The organism is Bradyrhizobium sp. MOS003, assembly GCF_003020125.1.
GTDB lineage: Bacteria > Pseudomonadota > Alphaproteobacteria > Rhizobiales > Xanthobacteraceae > Bradyrhizobium.
Genome location: NZ_PYFW01000005.1, coordinates 320,727 through 342,919, shown reverse-complemented (window position 1 = coordinate 342,919; position 22,193 = coordinate 320,727). Strand labels below are relative to the sequence as shown.

General features: G+C 63.9%; 20 protein-coding genes. 13 read left to right on the top strand and 7 right to left on the bottom strand.

Annotated elements, in window-relative coordinates:
• Nucleotides 1-176 precede the first annotated feature (176 nt).
• The gene (locus tag C7G42_RS23680) at nt 177-797 is read left to right on the top strand and encodes a TetR/AcrR family transcriptional regulator (RefSeq protein ID WP_199581108.1); all 621 of its coding nucleotides are present in this window, start codon (nt 177-179) and stop codon (nt 795-797) included.
• 12 nt (nt 798-809) lie between these two features.
• On the opposite strand, the gene C7G42_RS23675 is transcribed toward C7G42_RS23680, so the two are convergent.
• From C7G42_RS23675 to C7G42_RS23665, 3 genes are all read right to left on the bottom strand, one after another.
• Nucleotides 810-2,114: a GGDEF domain-containing protein gene (locus C7G42_RS23675; RefSeq protein WP_106951340.1), complete on the bottom strand. Its 1,305-nt coding sequence runs from the start codon at nt 2,112-2,114 to the stop codon at nt 810-812.
• A gap of 241 nt (nt 2,115-2,355) precedes the next feature.
• Entirely contained in the window at nt 2,356-3,660 is a 1,305-nt protein-coding gene (gene pncB / locus C7G42_RS23670) for a nicotinate phosphoribosyltransferase (RefSeq protein WP_106951339.1), read from the bottom strand.
• 74 nt (nt 3,661-3,734) lie between these two features.
• Nucleotides 3,735-4,664 (bottom strand): LysR family transcriptional regulator, encoded by a 930-nt coding sequence (locus C7G42_RS23665; protein ID WP_199581092.1) that lies wholly within the window; start codon nt 4,662-4,664, stop codon nt 3,735-3,737.
• Nucleotides 4,665-4,755: 91 nt separating this feature from the next.
• Here C7G42_RS23665 and pcaH point away from each other — a divergent pair, with 91 nt between their 5' ends.
• On the top strand, nt 4,756-5,544 hold the full coding sequence (gene pcaH, locus C7G42_RS23660) for a protocatechuate 3,4-dioxygenase subunit beta (protein ID WP_106951337.1): 789 nt from the start codon (nt 4,756-4,758) through the stop codon (nt 5,542-5,544).
• Nucleotides 5,545-5,548: 4 nt separating this feature from the next.
• Complete coding sequence (gene pcaG / locus C7G42_RS23655; protein WP_106951336.1) at nt 5,549-6,175, top strand: protocatechuate 3,4-dioxygenase subunit alpha; 627 nt, start codon at nt 5,549-5,551, stop codon at nt 6,173-6,175.
• A gap of 4 nt (nt 6,176-6,179) precedes the next feature.
• Here the strand turns inward: pcaG and C7G42_RS23650 are convergent, their stop codons facing one another.
• Nucleotides 6,180-7,079, bottom strand: a complete 900-nt coding sequence (locus tag C7G42_RS23650; protein WP_106951335.1) for a helix-turn-helix domain-containing protein — start codon at nt 7,077-7,079, stop codon at nt 6,180-6,182.
• A 50-nt stretch (nt 7,080-7,129) separates the two neighbouring features.
• Here C7G42_RS23650 and pobA point away from each other — a divergent pair, with 50 nt between their 5' ends.
• A complete protein-coding gene (pobA, locus tag C7G42_RS23645; protein ID WP_106951334.1) occupies nt 7,130-8,302 on the top strand; it encodes a 4-hydroxybenzoate 3-monooxygenase in 1,173 nt (390 codons plus the stop codon).
• Nucleotides 8,303-8,323: 21 nt separating this feature from the next.
• Here the strand turns inward: pobA and C7G42_RS23640 are convergent, their stop codons facing one another.
• The 3 genes from C7G42_RS23640 to C7G42_RS23630 form a co-directional block, all read right to left on the bottom strand.
• The gene (locus tag C7G42_RS23640; RefSeq protein ID WP_106951333.1) at nt 8,324-10,474 is read right to left on the bottom strand and encodes an adenylate/guanylate cyclase domain-containing protein; all 2,151 of its coding nucleotides are present in this window, start codon (nt 10,472-10,474) and stop codon (nt 8,324-8,326) included.
• A 17-nt stretch (nt 10,475-10,491) separates the two neighbouring features.
• The gene (locus C7G42_RS23635; protein ID WP_199581091.1) at nt 10,492-11,160 is read right to left on the bottom strand and encodes a hypothetical protein; all 669 of its coding nucleotides are present in this window, start codon (nt 11,158-11,160) and stop codon (nt 10,492-10,494) included.
• 185 nt (nt 11,161-11,345) lie between these two features.
• The gene (locus tag C7G42_RS23630; protein WP_106951331.1) at nt 11,346-12,470 is read right to left on the bottom strand and encodes an HD domain-containing phosphohydrolase; all 1,125 of its coding nucleotides are present in this window, start codon (nt 12,468-12,470) and stop codon (nt 11,346-11,348) included.
• A 271-nt stretch (nt 12,471-12,741) separates the two neighbouring features.
• Here C7G42_RS23630 and C7G42_RS23625 point away from each other — a divergent pair, with 271 nt between their 5' ends.
• The 9 genes from C7G42_RS23625 to C7G42_RS23585 all read left to right on the top strand — a co-directional run bounded on the left by C7G42_RS23625 (nt 12,742) and on the right by C7G42_RS23585 (nt 22,188).
• Nucleotides 12,742-13,065, top strand: coding sequence for an STAS domain-containing protein (locus C7G42_RS23625; protein ID WP_094973769.1), 324 nt, complete (start codon nt 12,742-12,744; stop codon nt 13,063-13,065).
• On the top strand, nt 13,065-13,430 hold the full coding sequence (locus C7G42_RS23620) for a response regulator (RefSeq protein WP_018317043.1): 366 nt from the start codon (nt 13,065-13,067) through the stop codon (nt 13,428-13,430). The genes C7G42_RS23625 and C7G42_RS23620 overlap by 1 nt, the downstream gene beginning before the upstream one ends.
• The gene (locus C7G42_RS23615; RefSeq protein ID WP_106951330.1) at nt 13,427-15,499 is read left to right on the top strand and encodes a chemotaxis protein CheA; all 2,073 of its coding nucleotides are present in this window, start codon (nt 13,427-13,429) and stop codon (nt 15,497-15,499) included. Before C7G42_RS23620 ends, C7G42_RS23615 begins: the two co-directional genes overlap by 4 nt.
• Nucleotides 15,499-15,960 carry a chemotaxis protein CheW gene (locus C7G42_RS23610; RefSeq protein WP_199581090.1) on the top strand — a complete coding sequence of 154 codons (462 nt, stop codon included), beginning with the start codon at nt 15,499-15,501 and terminating at the stop codon, nt 15,958-15,960. Before C7G42_RS23615 ends, C7G42_RS23610 begins: the two co-directional genes overlap by 1 nt.
• A gap of 38 nt (nt 15,961-15,998) precedes the next feature.
• Entirely contained in the window at nt 15,999-17,693 is a 1,695-nt protein-coding gene (locus tag C7G42_RS23605) for a methyl-accepting chemotaxis protein (RefSeq protein ID WP_106951328.1), read from the top strand.
• 65 nt (nt 17,694-17,758) lie between these two features.
• On the top strand, nt 17,759-18,235 hold the full coding sequence (locus C7G42_RS23600; protein WP_106951327.1) for a chemotaxis protein CheW: 477 nt from the start codon (nt 17,759-17,761) through the stop codon (nt 18,233-18,235).
• 56 nt (nt 18,236-18,291) lie between these two features.
• Nucleotides 18,292-20,091, top strand: coding sequence for a methyl-accepting chemotaxis protein (locus C7G42_RS23595; protein WP_106951326.1), 1,800 nt, complete (start codon nt 18,292-18,294; stop codon nt 20,089-20,091).
• A 133-nt stretch (nt 20,092-20,224) separates the two neighbouring features.
• Nucleotides 20,225-21,079, top strand: coding sequence for a CheR family methyltransferase (locus C7G42_RS23590; protein WP_106951325.1), 855 nt, complete (start codon nt 20,225-20,227; stop codon nt 21,077-21,079).
• 17 nt (nt 21,080-21,096) lie between these two features.
• A complete protein-coding gene (locus tag C7G42_RS23585; RefSeq protein ID WP_106951324.1) occupies nt 21,097-22,188 on the top strand; it encodes a protein-glutamate methylesterase/protein-glutamine glutaminase in 1,092 nt (363 codons plus the stop codon).
• Nucleotides 22,189-22,193: the final 5 nt, after the last annotated feature.

Below are 22,193 nucleotides of genomic sequence, written 5' to 3'. Positions count from 1 at the left end.
CAGGCATTTGCGATGCGATCGATCGGCCTCATGGCGAACCGCAGCAGGGCGCGGACAAGGCTAGTCACGAGAACGATGGCGTCATCGACGAAAGTGGCGGCGATATCAACAGCGAGGGTTTGCATTTTGCAGGTCTCCAGGTTAATTTGAACAATGTTCACATGAGTAGCTTCAAAATGAACAATGTTCAAGAAGAATCGCTGCGAGATCAGAAAAAAAATCGGAGGCGGCTCCAGATCCTGGAGATCGCGCGGGGTATTATTGCATCTAAGGGATTGAGATCGTTGAAGGTTCGGGATGTCGCGGAGGCCGCCGGCTGCTCCGTTGGCAGCGTCTATAACGAGTTCGGCGACTTTGACGGGGTGATCCTGACCGTCAATCGGGAAACCGTGCAGGCGCTCACGGCCCGGCTTCGCGGCGTTCCGGCTGAGGACTCCGTTCGCCAGCTCTATGGGCTCGCCGAGACCTATCTCGAATTTTTCGCGGAGCACGCCAATCTTGTGCGCTCGCTGTTCGAACATCGGATGGAGGACGACCGTCCTTATCCCGACGACATCCTGCAGATGGTGATGGATGCTTTCGCGCTGATGCATCCACCCCTGGTCCGGCTGCTACCGGATGCCGATGACGTCAAGATCGCACTGTTGTCGCGCACCTTGTTTTCTGCCGTGCACGGAATCATCTCGCTCGGTCTGGAGGAGCGCATGGTGGCCGTGCCGCCCCAGATGCTGCGTCAGCAGGTTGAACAATTCCTCGACGCGCATCTGGTGGGTCTGGGGATCGTGCCGCCGCGGTGACGGCGGCGAGCGTCAGGCGCGCGCGATCTCGCGCGGCCGGGCTGCGACGACGACGTCAGCTCTTCCGCCGTCGACCTGGACGCGGTTGCGCCCTTTCTCCTTGGCGCGATAGCAGGCGGCATCCGCGCGCCGCATCGCGCCTTCGAGCGTGGTGTTGGCGTCGGCGATGCAGGTGACGCCGATGCTGGCGGTCACCGCAAAACAGCGATCGTCCCAGACGAAGTTGAACAGCTCCAGCGATCGCCGCAGCCGTTCGGCGATGTCGAGCGCGTTCGCATGCGAGCACTGCGGCAGGATCAGGCCGAATTCGTCGCCGCCGAGCCGGGCCACCAGGTCGCGCGGATGCCGGTCCTGTAGCAGGAGGCGTGAGACCTGGCAGAGCAGACGGTCGCCGGCGAGGTGCCCGCAGGTGTCGTTGACGTTCTTGAACTGGTCGAGGTCGAGCAGGATCAGGCCCAGCGAATCCGCAGCGGCAACGTCGAGTTCGCTTTGCAGGCGCGCCTCGAAGGCACGGCGATTAGACAGGCCGGTCAGCCAGTCGTGCGATGCCTGCCACACCAGGCGTTCCTTCTCGGCATCGAGGGCTTCTTCGAAGGCTTGCCGCTGCAGCACCAATCGCCTGGTGTGCCAGATCAGGAGCAGGATCAGCATCGCGGCGGTGACGATGTTGATGCCGGTCAGCGTCAGCTTGATGGCGCGGGAGCCTTCGCCGAGCACCGTGGAGAACCGGTTGGCATGGACCGTGAATTGGGTGTTGAGTTCGGAGAGCCGCGACGACAGGAACTGCAGCCGGTTCGTGTCGTGAACAGGACCGTTCTCCAGTTCGGACCGGATGACCTCGCCGAAGACGCTGAGCTCGAGCAGCATGGGATCGGTGGCGGCCCACTCGCGGATCGCATCCTGAAGGAAGCTGACACCATTGAAGTAGCGAAATAGCCAGATCAATCCCGGGATGTCATCGGGATGGTTGCCGCCTTGCAGGAAGCCGATGCGGGCAGCCTCGACGTCCACCGGATCGCGCTCGAGCGCCCAGCGCGCGAATTCGTCGCCGATGGGAACGGCAAGCGAGGCCTGGTATTGCGAGAACTGGCTGGCGTCGCCCGAATGCAGGTAGAGATTGAGAAAATAGACGGCATTCTTTTGCGAACGCGACCACATCGCTTCGCCGCCGACATAGGCGCGGACCGAGGACATCACCTCGAGACTGAATCCCGCGATCGCCGCCTGGAGCACCACGACCATCACGAAAGGCGACACGAGCTTGATGACATGAAGGAAGCTGTGTCCCTTCGTTGACGTCGCTGTTCTGCGAAACACCCTGCGTTCCCCAAATCGCGCACCAACCCCAGCGGAGCGCTGAGCCTGCAACGCCAAATAGAGGTGATGGTTGCTTAACCCGGCCTGAAGGGTGCGGGAGACTGCAGTGCAAGGTGAAGGCGCTGTGAAATCGATTTGCACAGTTCGCTTCAAATGCTCGCAGTCGGAAATGGCGCGGTATCGCGAACCAATGCCTTGCATTGGTCCTGCGCAGTTTACCCGAAGAGAGTCTCGTCGGCCGTTAGACCAGCACCGGCTTGCGGACGCGGCCGGCGTCGCCGAAAACGCGCAGGTAACGCTCGATCTCCGAGGGCATGCCGGTCGCCTTCTCCGGATTGTCGGAGAGCTTGACGGCCGCATGGCCGTCCACCGACGACACCTTGCAGACCAGCGAGATCGGATCGAGATTGAACGAGCCGTCCGGCGTACAGCCGACGAAGTCGTTGGTGAGGTTGGTACCCCAGCCGAACGAGAGCCGCACCCGGCCGGCAAAGTGGTGATAGGTCTCCTCGATCGAGCCGACATCCATCGCATCCGAAAAGACGAGCAGCTTGTCCCTGGGGTTGCGGCCCTTCTTTTCCCACCAGGCGATGATCTCCTCGCCGGCCTGGATCGGCGGCGCGCTGTCGGGGCGGAAGCCGGTCCAGTCGGCGACCCATTCCGGGGCATCGCGCAGGAAGGCCTTGGTGCCGAAGGCATCGGGCAACGCGATCAGCAGATTGCCGCCATAGGTCTGGCGCCACTGGTCGAGAATGCGATAGGGCGCCCAGCGCAATTCCTCGTCGTCCCTGGCGAGCGCGGCGGCGACCATCGGCAGCTCATGCGCGTTGGTGCCGATGGCTTCGAGATCGTTGTCCATCGCAAGCAGCACGTTGGAGGTGCCGATGAAGGACGGACCCAGGCCTTCCTTCACCGCCTCCACGCACCAGCGCTGCCAGAGGAAGCCGTGACGGCGGCGGGTGCCGAAGTCGGACAGGCGCAGATTCTCCAGCTTGCGCAGCCGCTCCACCTTGGTCCACAGCTTGGCCTTGGCGCGGGCATAGAGCACGTCGAGTTCGAAGCGGCCGCGGCCCTTGATCGCCGCGCGCGAGCGCAACTCGTTGAGGATCGCGAGCGCCGGAATCTCCCACATCGTGGTGTGGGTCCAGGGGCCGTGGAAATGCAATTCATACTGGCCCTCGACCTTGCGCAGCTCGTACTCGGGGAGGCGGAATTCGGCCAGCCAGCGGATGAAGTCCGCCGAGAACATGTGGGTCTTGCCGTAGAAGGTGTTACCCGCCAGCCAGATCAGCTCCTTCTTGGTGAAGCGGATGGTGCGGGCGTGGTCGAGCTGGGCGCGGAGCTCGCCCTCGTCGATGATCTCGGCGAGCCGCACATGGCGCGAGCGGTTGATGACCGAGAAGGTCACCTGTTGCTTCGGGTAGGCTTCCCGAATCATCTGCAACATCAATAGTTTGTAGAAGTCGGTATCAAGCAGGCTGCGGATGATGGGATCCAGCCGCCAGCTGTGATTGTAGGTCCGGCTCGCGATATCGGTGACTGTCATGGGAGGATTTTAGCGCGGCTCCGCTTGCGCAACCAGTGGGTTTGGCGAGGGGCAGGCTTCCCAGAGGCGGAGGCTCAGCCGCCCGCGGCTGTCGCTGCAGCAATTTCCAACTGGCTCCTCACCCAGCGATGAGCCGGATCTTTCTGATAGCGCTGGTGCCAGACCATGAACATCGGCAGCTCGGCCAGCGTTCGCGTGCGTGACGCCAGCGGAATCCGCGCCTGCGCGAAGCCGCGCATGACCCCGTCCGCAAGCAGGCTCGGCATGCTGGCCAGCATCTGCGAGCCGCGCATGAAGGACGGCACGCCGGAAAAGCTCGGCACCGAGATCGCGATGTCGCGGTGAAACCCGTTGGCCGCCAGCCGGCGGTCGAAGTCGAGCCGCTCGTTGTCGGTATAGACGACGGTGATGTGGCGCGCGGCGAGATAGGCGCTGCGGCTGGCCGGCGCGGAGCGCGCCTTGGCGTCGAAGTAACAGACGTAATGATCTTGGAGCAGGCGCTTCTGCACGATGTCGATGCCGGAGGGCGGCAGCGGCGTGATCATGAGATCGCAGCGGTTCTCGCGCAGCATCGCGGGCGAGGGCGACTGCGAGGGGATCACGCGCAGGTTCAGGCTCTTCACCTGGCCGGTGACATGATCGAAGAACCGGGGCAGCAGCAGGTCGCGCTGGAAGTCGTTGGCCGCGATCGTCAGCGACAGTTGCGCGTGGGGCGGTTCGAAGCTGACGCCGCCGGCAAAGCTTCGCATCTCGTCGATTAGCGTGCGCGCCTTTGCGGCCAACGCTTGCGCATGCGCGGTTGCGACGATGCCGCGGCCTGATTTGACGAACAGCGGATCACCCGCGATCCGCCGCAGCTTGTTCAGGGCGTGGCTGACGGCGGACTGCGTCAGGCCGAGCCGGGTGGCGGCCGCCGTGACCGAGCCTTCCTCCAGCACGGCGAGGAACAGTTCGAGGGCGTGGCCGTCGAGGGCCAAATGATCGATTTCCTTCATGCAATACATTATAATCGATCTATTTATCTGTGGAATAGATCGGCCCATGATCTCCCGATTAGCGGGGCGCCGGACCGGGCGCCCCCCAGGGAGAAACACGATGAATGCCCAGGCGCCAGCCTTGCAGGATCCTCGCCTCAACCGCCCCGAGCCCCTTGCACCGCCGCTCTGCGACGGCGGCTTCTTCGAACGGGATCGTTCGATTCATCCGCCGGCGCATGCGCCGGGCTACAAATCCTCGGTACTGCGCTCGCCGCGCCAGTCGCTGCTGTCGCTGGAGGGTTCGGTCTCCGAGATCACGGGGCCGGTGTTCGGCCACAACGATCTTGGCCCGCTCGACAATGATCTGATCCGCAACTACGCCAAGGACGGCGATCCCGTCGGCGAGCGCATCATCGTCCACGGCCGCGTGCTGGACGAGACCGGCCGCGGCGTGCCGAACACGCTGGTCGAGTTCTGGCAGGCAAATGCCGGCGGCCGCTACAGGCACAAGAAGGACACCTATCTGGCGCCGATCGACCCGAATTTCGGCGGCTGCGGCCGTGCGCTGACCGACGACACCGGCTACTACTATTTCCGCACCGTGAAGCCGGGGCCCTATCCCTGGCGCAACTACGTCAACAGTTGGCGTCCTGCCCACATCCACTTCTCGGTGTTCGGTTCGGGCTTTGCACAGCGGCTGATCACGCAGATGTATTTCGAGGGCGATCCCCTGATCCCCATCTGTCCGATCCTGACGACCATCCCGGACAAGGACGCACTCGACCGCCTCGTGGCGCCGCTCGATCTCAACGCCTCGGCGCCGTTCGACTCGCTGGCCTACCGCTTCGACATCGTGCTGCGCGGCCAGCGCTCCACCTATTTCGAAAACCGCACCGCGGGGAACTGAGCAAATGCCGCAGCCGCTCAACTATCTCAAGGAAACCGCTTCGCAGACTGCCGGTCCCTACGTTCATATCGGCCTGATCCCGGCGATGGCCGGCTTCGACATCTTCGAGAAGAACTTCTCGAACGTCCTGACAACGCCGGACACCGATGGCGAGCGCATCACGCTGGAAGGCAAGGTGATCGACGGCACGGGTACGCCGCTGCGCGACGTGCTGCTGGAGATCTGGCAGGCCAATGCGGCCGGCCGCTACAACCATCCGGCCGATCGCTCGCCCGGCGCGCTGGAGCAGGAGTTTCGCGGCTGGGGCCGCGCCGGCTCCGATTTCGAGAGCGGTCTCGTCACCTTCGAGACCATCAAGCCCGGTGCCATCACCGACAGAGCGGGCCGGACATGCGCGCCCCATATCAATGTCTGGATCGTCGCGCGCGGCATCAACATCGGCCTCAACACGCGGCTCTATTTCTCGGATGAAGAGGCCGCCAACGCCGCCGACCCCGTGCTCAATCTGATCGAGCAGCCGATCCGGCGCCAGACGCTGGTCGCCAAGCGCAGCGAGCGCGGCGGCAAGGTCGTGTATTCCTTCACCATCAATCTGCAGGGGCCGGAGGAGACGGTGTTCTTCGACGTGTGAGGCTTCATGTCTCGTCGCCATGGAGCTGCGCGCGAAAGGCGCGCGGTGAGACCCCCGTGGCTGCAGCGTAGACCCGGCTGAAATAGGCGGGGTCCTCGAAGCCGAGCGCGTAGGCAATCGTCGAGACCGGCAGATTGGTGTAGACGAGGTTGCGTCGCGCCTCGCGGATCAGCCGGTTGAGGATCAGATGCGAGGCGGTATCACCGGTCGCCGCCCGTGTGATCCGGTTGAGATGCGTCGGGGTCACCGCCAGCGCCTCGGCATAGTCCGCGACGCTCCAGCGTTCCAAATGACGCTGCTCCAGCAGCGCCTCGAAGCGGCGGAACAGGCTGGATTCGACCGTGCCGTTGCCGCCGCTCTCGCTCGTGAGCGCGCGCGCCACCAGCCCGATCATGGCCGACGACAACGCCCGCAGCACATGCGCGCGGCCGAATTCGCGCGCGGCATGTTCGGCGAAGATCTGCTTCATGGTGGTGCGGATCTGCGGCGTACCGCGCACCACGGCCGAGCGGGCCAGCGCGCCGCGCAGGCCCTCGGTGGAGAGCAGCGCCTCGTCCAGAATCTCCGCGGCGATGGTCAGCACCCAGCCTTGCGTCTCGGGCACGAAGCGGAAGCCGTGCACGTGGCCGACAGGCACATTGACGATCTGCATCGGCTTCAACGGCACTACCCGCCCGTCGAGCGTCGCCTCGCCGCCGCCGCGCTCGATCAGCAGCACCTGGTGCAGCCGGGCATGACGGTGCACGGCGAGGGTCCAGTCGTGCAGCACCGAGCGGGACGCGATGGTCTCGCAATGCACGACGTCCGGCAAGTCGCCGGACTCGCCGAACAAATTGTAGATACGGATCGCCGGGGCTGTGGCTCTCATGTTCGAATAGTACAAGACAATGGCGAAACCCTCCATCGGTCCGTGGCGCCAAATCTGCAAACAAGTGCCGACGGGAGGATGCAAAAATGAAAGTTCAGGTCTGTATCATCGGCGGCGGGCCGTCCGGGCTGTTGTTGTCCCAGTTGTTGCACCTCAAAGGCATCGACACGGTCGTGCTGGAAAAGTACAGCCGGGATCACGTGCTTGCCCGCATCCGTGCCGGCGTGCTGGAGCACGGCTTCGCCGACTTGATGCGCGAGGCGCAATGCGGCGAGCGGATGGACCGCGAGGGTGAGATCCACACCGGTTTCGAGATCGCCCATAACGGCGTGCTGTCCAAGATCGATCTGCACAAATATTCCGGCGGCAATTCGGTGCTGGTCTACGGCCAGACCGAGCTGACGCGCGATCTCTACGAGGCACGGGACCGCCTCGGCGGCAAGGTCGTGCACGATGCGCAGGACGTAACGCCGCATGATCTGACCTCGGACCGTCCCTACGTGACCTATCGATCGAACGGCGAGATTGTCCGCGTCGATTGCGACTACATCGTCGGCGCCGACGGTTTTCACGGCGTCAGCCGCAAGTCGATCCCGAAGGACGTGTTGCGCGAATATGAGAAGGTTTATCCGTTCGGCTGGCTGGGGGTGCTGTCGCGCACCAAGCCGGTGTCGCCGGAACTGATTTATGTGAAGCACGAGCGCGGCTTTGCGCTCTGCTCGCTGCGCTCGCAGGTGCTCAGCCGCTACTACGTTCAGGTGCCGCTGACCGACAAGGTCGAAGACTGGAGCGACGATGCGTTCTGGGCCGAGCTGAAGCGTCGCCTGCCAAACGAGGTCGCCGGCCGTCTGATCACGGGGCCCTCGATCGAGAAGAGCATCGCGCCGCTGCGCAGCTTCGTCGCCGAGCCGATGAGCTACGGCCGGCTGTTCCTCGCGGGCGATGCGGCTCACATCGTGCCGCCGACCGGCGCGCGCGGGCTCAACAGCGCCGCGTCCGACATCTACTATCTCTATCACGCGATGCTCGCGCATTATCAGCGAGGCGACGATTCCGGCCTCGCTGGCTATTCCGCCAAGGCACTGGCGCGGATCTGGAAGGCGCAGCGCTTTTCCTGGTGGATGACGATGCTCCTGCACCGCTTCCCCGACCGGCTCGACTACGAGGATCGGCTTCAGCAGACCGAGCTGGACTATCTGCTCTCGTCCGAGACGGCGCAGCGACTGCTCGCGGAGAATTACGTGGGGCTGCCGTTTTAGCCGCGGCCTGGTGTGACGTCGCTACTTCCCTTCCAGCGCATTGACCGGGATCCAATCCGGTGGCGGTGGATTCGCGGTGAATGCTGCAGCGCGCTTGGCGAACAGCGCTGACGCCGGATCGGCCTTTGCCATGTGCCTGAACGCATCGGCCGCCTTCGCGAAATCACGTGCGCGCCAGCAGGCTAGCCCTTCCGCATAGGCTGCGGTCACCTTCGCCTGTTCGGCACTCTCCGCGCTCTTCTCGGCCCGCGGCTCGAACACCTTGATGGCTTCGCCGCGCCCCTGCACCCTGATCGCATCCAGCTCGCGCCAGGCAAAGGCGTCGCCGCTCTGCGTCATCGTCGTCTCCGACGCCATGATCGCAGTGCCGTAATATTTGTTGGCGCCTTCGAGCCGCGAGGCGACGTTCACGGTGTCGCTCATAACGGTATAGTTGAAGCGGCGGCGCGAACCGATGTTGCCGACCACGGCCTCGCCGCTGTTCAGCCCGATGCGGTGCGACAGGCCGCGGCCGGCGAATGCGGGATTGCCGGCATTGAGCTCCGCCAGCTTCTCATGGCACTTCAGCGCGGCGCGGACCGCGTTGCTGGCATGTGCGGGATCGTCGGCCGGCGCACCGAACATCGCGACGATGGAATCGCCGATGTATTTGTCGACGTAACCGCCATGGCCTTCGATGATATCGGTCATCGCGGACAGATATTCGTTCATCAGCGTCACCAGCTCGCCCGGCGTCATGGTCTCGGCAATGGACGAGAAGCCGCTGAGGTCGGAGAAGAACATGGTGACGTTGCGCATCTCGCCGCCGAGCACCGGCATTTTGCCGGAGGCGACCATGGTTTCGATCACCTCGGGCGCGAGGTAAAGGGCAAAGCTCTTGCGCAGGAAGCGCTCGTCGCGATCGGCCAGCACGAAGCGATAGCCGATCATGATCGCAAGCGCAGCGAGGCTGGCGAGTGCCGGCTCCGTCAACGGCAGCGCCAAGGCATGGACGAACGCACTGACGGCTAAGGCCGTGTAGGCGAGGGTGAGGCCGAGCCAGGTAATCAGCGCGCCGCTCGGCGCGAGCAGGCAGGCCGCGCAGGCGATGATCGCGGCGAACGCGATCGTGAAAACGGCGCGCATCGGATAGCCGAGCTCGGTCACGGCGTCGCGCTCCATCAGGTTTCGGACCGCAGTGGCGTGAACGAACACGCCCGCGACGTCGCTGCGGGCCTTCTGCGGCGTGCTCGCCGGTGCCGGCAGTGCGCATCGTGCGGCCTGCGTTCCATCATAGCCGCCGGACAGGCGCATCGAGGTGAGCTTGCGATCCTCGAAATTCAGGGCCGTACCAAGCAGCACGACCTTGCCGTCGAAAGCGCGGCGAAAAAAGTCGCGGTCACCCTTTTCGACGCAGGCGCGCAGATCGACGAAGGAGAAGGTCGGGATGTCGCGCCCCAGCCCTCGGAAGTTGAGCGTCATTGTATTGGGAACGGCACTCGGGACCGCATAGCCGGACAATTCGGTCGCGCCGGAGGGCGCAATATCGGGCTTTGCGCCGGTCGCGCGTGCAGCGAGCTCGACCGCCATTGCGGGCACCGGCCGCCCCTCGATGGCAAAGCTCAGCGGCATTCGTCGGATGACGTCGTCGGGGTCGGTGTGGACATTGAGCGCCCGCACGGTGTTGCGCACGGCCACTTGCTGAGCGCGATAGGGCACTTCCGGATGGTCGTTGCTCAGGATCTCGCCGAGTACCAATTTGCCGCTATCGGAGATTTGCCGCAGCGCGATCAGATAATCTCGGTCGAATCCTTTCATGCGACCGCCGACAGCGGTGTCGCCAAACGGGATCTCCGATTGCTCGATCGAGCTCGGAAAGATGATGTCGAAGCCGATCACCTTGGCGCCGCCTTCGGTGATGCTGCCGAGCAGCCGGCCGATCTCGCGCGTCCAGGTCTGCGTCGGTGATCCCTTGAATGGTGGTGTGTCGTAGGTTTCACTGTCGATCGCGACGACGACGACCGGCGACGTCGCGGGATCGCGGCTGTCGCCGAGAAGCTTCCAGCGCATCGCCGTGAGGATGTCGAGCGAAAGACCTTGCAGGGTCTGCAGCGGCGGCGACGTGAAGATCGCGCCGGTGAGGAGCGCAATCAGGATCGCCGCAACGATGTCCCGTCTCCCGATCCGCCGCATCGCTCCGTCGCAGACCGCTATTCGAGCCGCAGCAGGCGGCCGATGATCGGGGTCGGCGAGGCGGTGGCGCTGGCGTCGACCTGGAAGGTGTAGCGCTTGGTTCCGAGGCTTGCGAGATAGCTGCCGCCCGGGGTCAGCGACTTTCCGGCCTTGGCAAAGTCATAGAACTTGCCGCGGATCATGATGTCGTTCTTGAGCGGCACGCTGATCGTGGGTTCCTTGCCGTCCGTGCGCTCGATTACCAGTGTGCTGCCACTCTTGGCCTGGATCAGGGGCGCGACGCCATAGATCGTCGGCAGCTTGGACGGAGCGGCCTTGGCGTCGGACCGCATGGTCCGGAACGTGGTCGCGGCACTCTGGTTCGCCTCGCGCTCGGAGAGCTGCGCCGCCTTGGTGTCACAGGGTACCTTGGCGCGCTGCACGTCGCCGAGCTGCACGGTGCTCTGCTCGGCGCCGACCAGAACGACGCCCTCGCTGATGGTCTCGCGCAGGCAGGATTTGAGGTAACTCAGCGTAATGCTGGCCTTGGGCCCGAGCTTGATGATCTTGCCCGCAGCGACATAGTCCATGAACTCGACGCCATCGACCTTGCCTTGCACATCCTCGACGATGGCAGCAGGCGTCTCTGCCAGGGCAGGGGCCGCAATACAGAACGCGCCGACAACAGCGCCGATCAGGCTTCTCATGGCTATTCTCATTCAATTCAACCGATATTTTGCTGGTCCCCGTCCCGGTGCGACTTTTAGCATCGGGGCGACCAGGCAAGTGTGACCAGAATCACTCTTTGATGATTGGTGTACTCTAGCAGGAAGTGGTTCAAACCGCCCATCGCCGACAGAGGAGGGTGCCAAGCTGTTGGCCGGACGGCGAATCAGCTGGCCGTGACAGCCTCAGGCGCGCGGCCCTCGACCGGAGACTCCATGATCGGAGCGAGCGGAGCCTCGGCCTTTTGAAATGGCGTCGCCCGCTCGCCGGCAGCGATCCCGACCACCTCGTCCCAGCGCGACAAGAAGGCCTCGACGCAGGCCGGATCGAACTGGCTGCCCTTGTTCTCGACCAGATAGCTGCGAGCCACCTCGATCGGCATCGGCTCCTTATATGGTCGTCGCGTCGTCAGCGCGTCGAAGACGTCGGCGACCGCGACCACGCGCGCGGCGACCGGAATCTCGTCCGCCTTCAGACCGTTTGGATAACCCGCGCCGTCCCAGCGTTCATGATGGCCTGCTGCAATTTGCGCACCGAGCTGGATCAGCTCGCAACCGGAGTCCGCCAGGATCCGCTCGCCGATCGTTGCATGGGTTCGGATCACCGCCATCTCGTCGTCGGTCAGCCTGCCGGGCTTGAGCAGAATGTTGTCGGGAATGGCGACCTTGCCGACGTCATGCAGTGGCGCGGCCAGATAAATGTCGCGGCAAAGCCGGGCCGGCAGTCCGAGCTGCTCGGCGATGACGCGGCTGTACCTGGCAACCCGCAGCGTGTGCTCGCCGGTGTCGTTGTCACGGTATTCCACCGCGAGCGCGAGCCGCAGGATGATCTCCTCCTCGCGTTCGCCGAGCTTTTGCGTCGCGGCGGCGACTTCGCTGGCCAGATGCGCCGCACGGTCGTTGAGCTTGCGCACGGCTGCACCGAGCTGAATCAAATTCCGCAGGCGCACCGTCATCTCGAGGCTCTGCGGCTGCTTGGGCAGGAAATCGGTCGCACCGGCCTGCAGCGCTTCCATCTTGATGTCATCCGTCTGCTGTGAGGTGACCATCGCGATTGGAATGTCGGCGCAGCCAGGCAGGGCACGGAAGGCGCGGATGAAGCTGATGCCGTCCATGTGCGGCATTTCATAATCGACCAGCACGAGGTCGAACACTCGCTCCCGCGCGCAAGCCAGCGCTTCCACGGGATCGAGGCAGGCCGTGGCCTCGACCAGGCCTTCTGCCTCGATATGACGTTTCAGGTAGTTGAGGACGGACCGGCTGTCGTCAACCAGAAGCGCTTGAGTCAGCATCGTCGGCCGGGGCTCTCTTCGCTGGCAAAGACACGAGCCCAATGCATAACCCAAGCAAATTTAACGCGAAGCAAATGCGTCGTACGAGGGCGCATGCGCCGCGGATATGCGCTCCGCGCATGAAGGGTCTCAGCAGGCTGTGCACGTTTGCACGCGGTTGCGCGAATTCCATGGGAATGTGACCCGTAGTTGTACGGATGCCCGCGTTAGGGGTTTGCTCACCCGATTCGCGTCAAACGGGTAGTGGAATTTTAGCAAAGGCGGGTCAGCGATGGCGCTCAATCCCACGGAGCCGAAGTGGTCGTTGCGGTTGCCCGCCGATTGCAGCATCGCGGCCATTCGCAATGTCTATGAGCTCATTCGCGAGGCGTTCGGCCGCCAGGAGCGGCTCGAGATCGACTGTTCGAGCGTCGACAAGGCCGACGTGACCTCGATCCAGCTTCTGCTATCGACGGCCAAGACGGGGCAGGCCCAGGGCCGCCCGGTGGTGCTGACCTCTTTCTCACAATCTCTTCGCAACACCCTTCGCCGCGCCGGCTTCACCAGCGAGGCGATGATCGATCAGCATTTCCCGCAAAAGAAAGATGGCGTCTAATGGCCACGATTCTGACCGTCGACGATTCGCCCAGCATCCGGCAGATGATCAAGGTCGTGCTCGAGCCGGCCGGTCACAGTGTGATCGAGGCGGGTGACGGGGCGCAAGGGCTCGCCAAGGCTCAGGCCGGTAAACTCGACCTCGTCATCACCGATCTCAACATGCCCGTCATGAACGGGCTGGAACTGATCAGGGCACTGCGCAAGCTACCGAGCGCGGTCGGCATGCCCATCGTGTTCCTGACGACGGAATCCAACGACACGGTGAAGCAGGAAGCCAAGAGCGCCGGCGCCACCGGCTGGATCACCAAACCGTTCAAGCCTGAGCAGCTGCTCGCCGTGGTCGGTAAATTGGTGCGTGCATGAGCGCGATGGATCCGACCGAGATCTTTCGTCAGGAAGCCAGCGAGCTCTTCGAAGTTCTTGAAGGGGCCTTGCTCGACCTCGGCCAGCGTCCAGACGACCGTGAACTGGTCGATTCCGCCTTCCGCGCCCTGCATACGATCAAGGGTTCGGGCGCCATGTTCGGCTTCGACAAGGTTGCCGCCTTCACCCACGAATTCGAGACCGCCTTCGACCGCGTCCGCAAGGGCGAGATCAAGCCGACCCAGGAGCTGATCTCGGTCGCGCTCGCCGCCAAGGACTACATCCGCGCGTTGATCGAAGATCCCCAGTCGACCGACGACATCATCGGCGAGGCCATCCTCGACGACCTCAAGCGCTTCGTGTTTCCCGACCAGGCCGCGGCACCCGTCGCCGAGATCGTGGTGGCGCCGCCGCTCGCCCCGGTTGAGAGCAAGCAGGCCGGCTGGCACCTTTATCTGGAATTCGAATCCCATATCCTGCGCAACGGCTCGAACCCGCTCGACCTGCTGGACGATCTCTGCAAGCTCGGCCCCTGCTTCGTCGTGCCTGTCACAGACGGCATCCCCTTCCTCGACGAGATGGAGCCGGAAGACTGCTATCTGAAATGGGACGTCAAGCTGCACGCCGCCTGCGACAAGGATGCGATCGACGACGTCTTCATGTTCGTGTCGGACGAAATGAAGCTGACGCTATCGCCGCTGGAGCATGTCGAAGCGCTCCCTCCCGCACCGCTGTTCCAGTTGCTCGACGAGGAGCTGACCCCGATGGTCGCTGCGCCCGCGCCGGTTGAGGCCGCTGCACCGCCTGTCGCCGAGCACCCTGTCGCAAAAGCGGAGCCGAAGTCCGAACCAAGGCCTGAACCGAAGCTCGAGGCCAAGCGCGACGATCGTGGCATCGCCACCGTCCGCGTCCAGGCCGAGCGCCTCGACGAATTGATGGATCGCGTCGGCGAGCTCGTCATCGCACAGGCGCGTCTGACCCAACTCGCATCCTCCGGCTCCGATCTCTCGATCAAGATGATCGCCGAGGAAATCGAGCGCCTTGCCTCCTCTCTGCGTGACACCACGATGGGCGCGCGCATGGTGCCGATCGGTTCGCTGTTCGGGCGCTTCCGCCGCCTGATCCACGATCTGTCGCGTGATCTGTCGAAGCCGGTCGAATTCGTCACTACCGGTGAAGATACCGAGCTCGACAAGACCATGATCGAGTGCCTGGCCGATCCGCTGGTGCATTTGATCCGCAACGCCATCGATCACGGCATCGAGGATACCGCGAGCCGTTCGGCCAACGGCAAGACCGAGCAGGGCCGGATCGAGCTCGCCGCCGTCCATTCCGGCGCGCAGGTGCTCGTCACCGTGAAGGACAATGGCGGCGGCCTCAACACCGCCCGCATCCGCGCGAAAGCGGAAGAACAGGGGCTGATTGCAGCCGGCGCCGTGCTCACCGATCACGAAATCCATCAGTTTCTGTTCCATCCCGGCTTCTCGACCGCGCAGACCATCTCGGCGCTGTCTGGCCGCGGCGTCGGCATGGACGTGGTCAAGCGCACCATCGAGAACATGCGCGGTTCGATCGATCTGTCGACCCGCCCGGGCCAGGGCACCACGGTGACGCTGCGCCTGCCGCTGACGCTGGCGATCATCGAAGGTCTTCTGATCCGCGTCGGCGAGGGCCGCTACATCATTCCGCTGTCCGCAGTCGAGGAATGCATCGAGCTGACCGCCGAGGACGAGCGCTCCCGTGGCCGCAATTTCCTCAACGTGCGCGGCAATCTCGTGCCATTCCTCCGGCTGCGCGAGATCATGAGCGCATCCGGCGCGCCGGACCGGCACCAGAAGACGATCATCATCTCGACCGGCGACACCCACGTCGGTCTCGTCGCCGATCAGATCATCGGCAACCACCAGACCGTGATCAAGTCGCTCTCCAAGCTGCATTCGGACGTCACGATGTTTTCCGGCGCGACCATCCTGGGCGACGGCACGGCGGCATTGATCCTCGACGTCGCGCAGCTCGTCGCGTTGGCGCAGTCGAAGGTCGAGAAGCAGCATATCAGCGAGGCGGCGTGATGAACGATGGTTTGGCCGGCGAACGGCAAGCCGACGCGATGCAGGTCGTGATGATCGGCCTCGGCGAGGAGAAATTCGCTCTCGATGCCGGTCTCGTGCGCGAGATCATCGATCCTGTCCCCGTGACGAAGGTGGCGGGCGCGCGGGCCTTCGTTCCCAGCGTGATCAACGTGCGCGGCAACGTCATTCCGCTCGCCGATCTGCGCATCCGCTTCGGCATGCCGCAGCTCGATGACACGGCCGAGACGCGCATCGTCGTGATCGAGCTCGATCTCGACGGCGAGCCGGTCCTGGTCGGCGTCACCGCCGACAAGGTCTACGAGGTCACGGAGATTTCGCAGACCGACGTGCAGCAGACGCCGCGCGTCGGCATGCACTGGAAGCCGGAGTTCATTCGCTTCATCGCGAAGTGGCGTGAAGAGTTCGTCATCGTTCCGAACATGGAACGCATCCTGAATTGAAACGAGGTCTCGGGCTGAGACTGGGGTAGGGGCTGCAAATGAGATTTACGGTCAAGGCAAAGCTTGCCAGTGCATTCGGCGTGGTCCTGTTGCTCTCGATGGCGGCGGGCGGCCTCGCCTATGTGAAGCTGACCGAGATGATCGACACCGCCGACGGCCTGGTGTCACGCGCCGGTCGCATGGATCGAGCCGCCGAGATCGAAAAGGGCATTCTGCTTCAGGTCCGCGCCGAGAAGAACATCATCGTCGCTCCCGAGAGCGAGGCGGAGCGTTTCCTTGCCGAGATCGCCAAGCAGCGCGAGACACTTCTCAAGCTGAAGGAAGAGATTCACGCTGCGGCCTCACCCGAAGGCAAGAAGCTGCTCGAGAATTTTGGTGTCGCCTACACGCGCATGAACGCGGCCCAGGATGAGGTCCTCAAGCTCGCGCGGACGGACAAGGCGAAGGCGGCCGAGCGCTCCATGACCGACGTTCGCAAGGCCGTCGGCGAGGCGATGGAGGCCGGCAACGCTTATGTCACCAACGTCAAGAAGAACATGAACGACCAGGCCGCGCAGGCGCACCAAGACGGCAACCGGGCCCAGCTGCTGCTGATCTCGGCCGTCGTGGCCTCGCTCGTGATTGGTCTGGCAGCCGCAATTTGGATCTCCATCAGCATCGCGCGCGGTCTTGGCCGCGCAGTCAATCTTGCCGGTGCCGTGGCGGGCGGTGACCTGACCCAGACGATCAACGTCTCGAGCAATGACGAGATCGGCGATCTCGTCAAATCCCTGAACGCGATGGTGGAGAGGCTTCGCCAGGTCGTCGAAGAGGCCCTCACTGCGGCCAGCAACGTTTCGGCCGGCAGCCAGGAGCTCTCGGCCAGCGCCGAGCAGCTCTCGCAGGGCGCGACCGAGCAGGCTTCGTCCGCCGAGGAGGCTTCCTCGTCGATGGAGGAGATGGCCTCGAACGTGAAGCAGAATGCCGACAACGCCAACCAGACCGAGAAGATTGCGGGGCAGTCGGCCAAGGACGCGGAGGCCAGTGGCGTTGCCGTGGGCCGCGCAGTCCAGGCAATGCAGACCATCGCCGAGAAGATCACCATCGTCCAGGAGATAGCCCGTCAGACCGACCTGCTGGCCCTCAACGCGGCTGTCGAGGCCGCCCGTGCCGGCGAGCATGGCAAGGGCTTCGCGGTAGTTGCCTCCGAAGTGCGCAAGCTCGCCGAACGGAGCCAGGCAGCGGCCGCCGACATCGGCACGCTTTCGACGGAGACGGTGAAGGTCGCTCAGGAGGCCGGCGACATGCTGTCCAAGCTCGTGCCGGACATCAAGAAGACGGCAGAGCTGGTGCAAGAAATCACTGCGGCCTGCCGCGAGCAGGACGTCGGTTCGGCCCAGATCAACCAGGCGATCCAGCAGCTCGACAAGGTCGGCCAGCAGAACGCCAGCGCGTCTGAACAGGTGTCTTCGACGTCGGAGGAGCTCGCCTCGCAGGCCGAGCAGCTGCAGTCCACCATCTCGTTCTTCCGGATCGAGGATGCGCGCAAGGAGAAGGCGGCGGTCGAGCCGATCGACCGCGCCGTCGGTCAACTCCGGGCCAAGGCTGCGCACATGGCGGCCGCCGATCGCGGCACCAAGAAGCCGGCGCCTGCCCGCAAGCCGGCCCGTGCAATGAAGGTCGCCGGTGGCGGCGGCTTCGCTTTCGACATGAATGACGGCGAAGACGATCGCGACGCCGAGTTCCTGCGCTGATCAACCGGTCCGGCCTCGCGCCGGACCGCACTCCATTTCCAAATCCTCGGAATCCGGACCGCATCATGGCCGCAACTTCGCAATATCTGACGCTCGGGCTTGCCGGCGAGACGTTCGGAATCAGCATTCGCAACGTCCGCGAAATTCTCGACATGCGACCGATCTCCCGGCTTCCGCACGCACCGGACTTCCTGCTCGGCATGATCGACGTGCGCGGCAGCGGCTATCCGATCGTCGATCTCAGGAAGAAGCTCGGCCTGCCGAGCGTGGCCGCCACGGAAGCGACCCGCATCATCATCCTCGACGTGCCGATGAAGGACCGCCTGGTCGGCGTCGGCTTCGTCGCCGACTGCGTCTTCGAGGTCACTGACATCGACGAGCAGGCCATCGAGCCGATCCCCGAGGTCGGTGGTAAATGGCAATCGGACTATGCCGCCGGTATCGGCCGCAAGGGCGAAAAATTTGTGGTCATATTCGACCTCGCAAAGCTGATGGCGCACGACGAGATCCCGGAAGGGCGCGATGAGCCCCGGGCGGCCTGAGTTTCCGTTAAGCGTGACCGAGCGTAACTCCATCAATTCGAACCAACGAGACTGAAATGCGATTCACCGTCAAAGCAAAGCTCGCAAGCGCTTTCGGAGCCGTCATCCTTCTGTTCATGGTGGCCGGCGCCGTCAGCTACATGAAGTTGTCCGACATGGCCTCGACCGCAGAGTCCATGGTGCTGCGCGCCAAGCGCATGGAGAAAGCGGCCGAAGTCGAAAAGATCATCTGGCAGCAGGTTCGGGCGGAGAAGAATGGGATTCTCGGAACCGAGCACCAGGCCGAGGAGTTCGCGGCCAATGCGGCCAAGCTTCGCGACGACGCCACCAAGATCAAGGACGAGGTCTACACGCTCGCCAGCGAGGGCGGCAAGAAGCTGCTCGACAATTTCGCAAGCGCCTATGCCAGGATGAATGCCTATCAGGAGGAGACGATCAGGCTGGCGAAGACCGACAAGGCGAAGGCGACAGAGCGATCGATGGGCGACGGTCGCAAGGTGGTCGCGGATGCGACGGAGGCGATGGGCGCTTATGTCGCGAACACCAAGCGGCAGATGGCCGAGCAGGCCGTTCAGTCGCAGGAAGACAGCCATCGCGCTCAGCTGGTTCTTATCGTCCTGGTCGTGGTCTCGCTGATCGTCGCTGCCATCGGCGCGGTCTGGATTTCGATCAACATCAGCCGGTCGCTCGCCAAGGCGGTCGGTCTGGCGGATGCCGTTGCGATCGGCGATCTCAGCCACAAGATCGACAACGTCGCCAACGACGAAATCGGCGATCTCGTCAAATCCCTCAACGCTATGACGGCTAATCTGAACGCTACCGCGGCCGTGGCCAATGAGATCGCACATGGCAATCTCACGGTCGAAGCCAAGCCGCTGTCGGACAAGGACACGCTGGGTCTCGCACTGGAGCGCATGGTGGAGAAGCTTCGGCAGATCGTGTCCGAAGCGCTGACCGCGGCGCAGAACGTCTCCGCCGGCAGCCAGGAGCTGTCCGCGAGCGCCGAGCAGCTGTCGCAGGGTGCGACCGAGCAGGCTTCGTCCGCCGAGGAAGCGTCCTCCTCGATGGAGGAGATGGCCTCCAACGTGAAGCAGAACGCCGACAACGCCAGCCAGACCGAGAAAATCTCGGCGCAATCGGCCAAGGACGCCGAGGCCAGCGGTGCAGCGGTCGGCCGCGCCGTCAACGCGATGCAGACTATCGCCGAGAAGATCACGATCGTGCAGGAGATCGCCCGCCAGACCGACCTGCTTGCGCTCAACGCGGCGGTCGAGGCCGCGCGCGCTGGCGAGCACGGCAAGGGCTTTGCGGTGGTGGCGTCGGAAGTGCGCAAGCTCGCCGAACGCAGCCAGGCGGCCGCCGCCGAGATCGGCACGCTGTCGACGGAGACTGTCAAGGTCGCGCAGGAAGCGGGTAATATGCTTTCCAAGCTCGTGCCAGACATCAAGAGGACGGCGGAACTGGTCGAGGAGATCACCGCGGCCTGCCGCGAGCAGGACGTCGGCTCGGCCCAGATCAACCAGGCGATCCAGCAGCTCGACAAGGTCGGTCAACAGAACGCCAGCGCCTCGGAGCAAGTGTCCTCGACCTCTGAGGAGCTCGCTTCGCAGGCCGAACAGCTGCAGTCCACCATCGCCTATTTCCGCATCGAGCAGGGCGGAAAGGGACAGTCCGCACCGATCGACCGGGCGGTGAACCAATTGCGGGCCAAGGCGGCGACCATGGCGGCCGTCGAGCGGCCGGCCAAGAAACCGGCGGCCAAGCCTGCCCGTGCCCTGAAGGCTGCCGGTGGCGGCGGCTTCGCCTTCGACATGAACGACGGCGAGGATGATCGCGACGCTGATTTCCAGCGCTAGACTGGTTCGACGGATCGGCCCTGTCGACGGGCCGATCCGCTTCAGGTTGCGTGTGAGATTGCAGGATTTTCAGCATGGCCAGGATGGCCCGACCTTCAGTGCGGACGGCCCTTTTCGAACGGAGCGTGCAGTCATGATGCCCGCCCTGCAGGATACGGCCGTGCATCTGTCGGACCGCCACTTCCGGACCATCGCCGAATTGATCGAGGGCCAGGTCGGCATCAAGCTGCCGCAGGGCAAGCGGCTGATGCTGGAGGGGCGGCTGCACAAGCGCGTGCGCGCTCTTAATTTCTCCGATCTCAACGAATATGTCGATAACCTCTTCGAGGCGGATCATTTCGACAACGAACTCACTCATCTCATCGATGTGGTGACGACCAACAAGACCGACTTTTTCCGCGAGCCGCAGCACTTCGCCTTCATGCGGGACGTCGCGATTCCCGGCCTGCTGAAATCACATGGACGGACGAACGCGAACCTGAAGATCTGGAGTTCGGCGAGCTCAACCGGCATGGAAGCGTACACCACCGCGATGGTACTTGACGACATGACGCGGAACGGCTCGCGCTTCCAGTACCGCATTCTCGGGACCGACATCTCGACCGCTGTGCTACGCCTCGCCAAGACGGCGATCTACACGCGCGACGTGCTCGGCCCGGTACCGGAACCATTCGTGAAACGATATTTTTCAACGTCGCGTGACAAGTCGCGCGGCGAGGTGCGGGTCGTACCTGAGCTCCGGCGCATGACGCACTTCATGCGGATGAACCTCATGGACAAGTCCTACCCGGTCGACCGCGACGTCGACATTATTTTCTGCCGCAATGTCCTGATCTATTTCGAACGGGAGACGCAGCGCAAGGTGGTCGAGCAATTGTGCAGCCATTTGCGGCCCGGCGGTTACCTGCTGGTCGGGCATTCGGAATCGATGATCCACAGTGCAGTACCGGGTCTGAAGCAAGTTCAGCCAACCATTTTCCAGGTCTAGCCGGAGCGCCGCCTAAAATGCCGAAGCAGAAAGTTCGCGTGCTGATCGTGGACGATTCGGCGTCGGTGCGCCAAATCCTTCTGACGATCCTGTCCGAAGACCCTGATATCGAGGTGATGGGAACGGCCTCGGATCCGTTCGTGGCAGCGCGGCGTCTGCAGGACGAGATTCCCGACGTCATGATCCTCGACCTCGAAATGCCGCGCATGGACGGCATGACGTTCCTGCGCAAGATCATGGCGCAGCGCCCGATCCCGGTGATCATCTGCTCCTCGCTGACCGAGGAGGGCTCGAACGTGATGTTCGAGGCGTTCGAGGCCGGCGCGGTCGACATCGTGCCCAAGCCGAAGATCGACACACGCCAAGCGCTGCTCGAATGCTCGGCGCGGCTGCGCGAGGCGGTGAAGTCGGCTGCGCGCGCGCGGGTGCGGCCGCGCGCGGAACGCCGGGCCATCGAGAAGAAGCTGACGGCCGATGCCATCATCCCGCCGCCGGTGCAGGGCAAGGTCCGGCCGACGACGGAGCGCATCGTTTGCATCGGTGCGTCGACCGGCGGGACGGAAGCGCTCAACGACGTCCTCGAGATGTTGCCGGCCCATTGTCCGCCGATCGTCATCGTCCAGCACATGCCGGCAGGCTTCACGGCGGCCTTTGCCAAGCGTCTCGACGGCGTCTGCCAGATCAGGGTCAAGGAGGCCGAGGACGGCGAGCCGGTGTTGCCGGGCTGGGCCTATATCGCGCCCGGTGCCCGTCACATGCTGCTCCAGCGCATCGGTCTGCGTTACCAGATCGCGATCAAGGACGGCCCGCCGGTGTCGCGGCATCGCCCCTCCGTCGACGTGCTGTTCCGCTCGGCGGCCCAGCATGCGGGCGCCAACGCGCTCGGCGTCATCATGACGGGCATGGGCGACGACGGTGCGCGGGGAATGCTGGAAATGCGCAAGCTCGGAGCCTCGACGCGGGCGCAGGACGAAGAGAGCTGTGTGGTGTTCGGAATGCCCAAGGAAGCCATCGCCCATGGCGGTGTCGAGAAGGTGGTTTCGCTGCATCACATTCCGCGAGAGATCATGCACTGGTATCAGGCCGGGCACGCCGCGGTGGCAGGCTGATGGCC

Excerpts from the sequence above, each read along its gene's own strand:
- C7G42_RS23590 (WP_106951325.1), top strand. The coding sequence starts at position 20,225 with ATGATGCCCGCCCTGCAGGATACGGCCGTGCATCTGTCGGACCGCCAC.
- C7G42_RS23615 (WP_106951330.1), top strand. The coding sequence starts at position 13,427 with ATGAGCGCGATGGATCCGACCGAGATCTTTCGTCAGGAAGCCAGCGAG.
- C7G42_RS23665 (WP_199581092.1), bottom strand. The coding sequence starts at position 4,664 with ATGTATTGCATGAAGGAAATCGATCATTTGGCCCTCGACGGCCACGCC.
- C7G42_RS23640 (WP_106951333.1), bottom strand. The coding sequence starts at position 10,474 with ATGCGGCGGATCGGGAGACGGGACATCGTTGCGGCGATCCTGATTGCG.
- C7G42_RS23595 (WP_106951326.1), top strand. The coding sequence starts at position 18,292 with ATGCGATTCACCGTCAAAGCAAAGCTCGCAAGCGCTTTCGGAGCCGTC.
- C7G42_RS23625 (WP_094973769.1), top strand. The coding sequence starts at position 12,742 with ATGGCGCTCAATCCCACGGAGCCGAAGTGGTCGTTGCGGTTGCCCGCC.
- C7G42_RS23610 (WP_199581090.1), top strand. The coding sequence starts at position 15,499 with ATGAACGATGGTTTGGCCGGCGAACGGCAAGCCGACGCGATGCAGGTC.
- C7G42_RS23630 (WP_106951331.1), bottom strand. The coding sequence starts at position 12,470 with ATGCTGACTCAAGCGCTTCTGGTTGACGACAGCCGGTCCGTCCTCAAC.
- pcaH (WP_106951337.1), top strand. The coding sequence starts at position 4,756 with ATGAATGCCCAGGCGCCAGCCTTGCAGGATCCTCGCCTCAACCGCCCC.
- pcaG (WP_106951336.1), top strand. The coding sequence starts at position 5,549 with ATGCCGCAGCCGCTCAACTATCTCAAGGAAACCGCTTCGCAGACTGCC.
- C7G42_RS23585 (WP_106951324.1), top strand. The coding sequence starts at position 21,097 with ATGCCGAAGCAGAAAGTTCGCGTGCTGATCGTGGACGATTCGGCGTCG.
- pobA (WP_106951334.1), top strand. The coding sequence starts at position 7,130 with ATGAAAGTTCAGGTCTGTATCATCGGCGGCGGGCCGTCCGGGCTGTTG.
- pncB (WP_106951339.1), bottom strand. The coding sequence starts at position 3,660 with ATGACAGTCACCGATATCGCGAGCCGGACCTACAATCACAGCTGGCGG.
- C7G42_RS23680 (WP_199581108.1), top strand. The coding sequence starts at position 177 with ATGAACAATGTTCAAGAAGAATCGCTGCGAGATCAGAAAAAAAATCGG.
- C7G42_RS23600 (WP_106951327.1), top strand. The coding sequence starts at position 17,759 with ATGGCCGCAACTTCGCAATATCTGACGCTCGGGCTTGCCGGCGAGACG.
- C7G42_RS23635 (WP_199581091.1), bottom strand. The coding sequence starts at position 11,160 with ATGAGAAGCCTGATCGGCGCTGTTGTCGGCGCGTTCTGTATTGCGGCC.
- C7G42_RS23605 (WP_106951328.1), top strand. The coding sequence starts at position 15,999 with ATGAGATTTACGGTCAAGGCAAAGCTTGCCAGTGCATTCGGCGTGGTC.
- C7G42_RS23650 (WP_106951335.1), bottom strand. The coding sequence starts at position 7,079 with ATGGAGGGTTTCGCCATTGTCTTGTACTATTCGAACATGAGAGCCACA.
- C7G42_RS23620 (WP_018317043.1), top strand. The coding sequence starts at position 13,065 with ATGGCCACGATTCTGACCGTCGACGATTCGCCCAGCATCCGGCAGATG.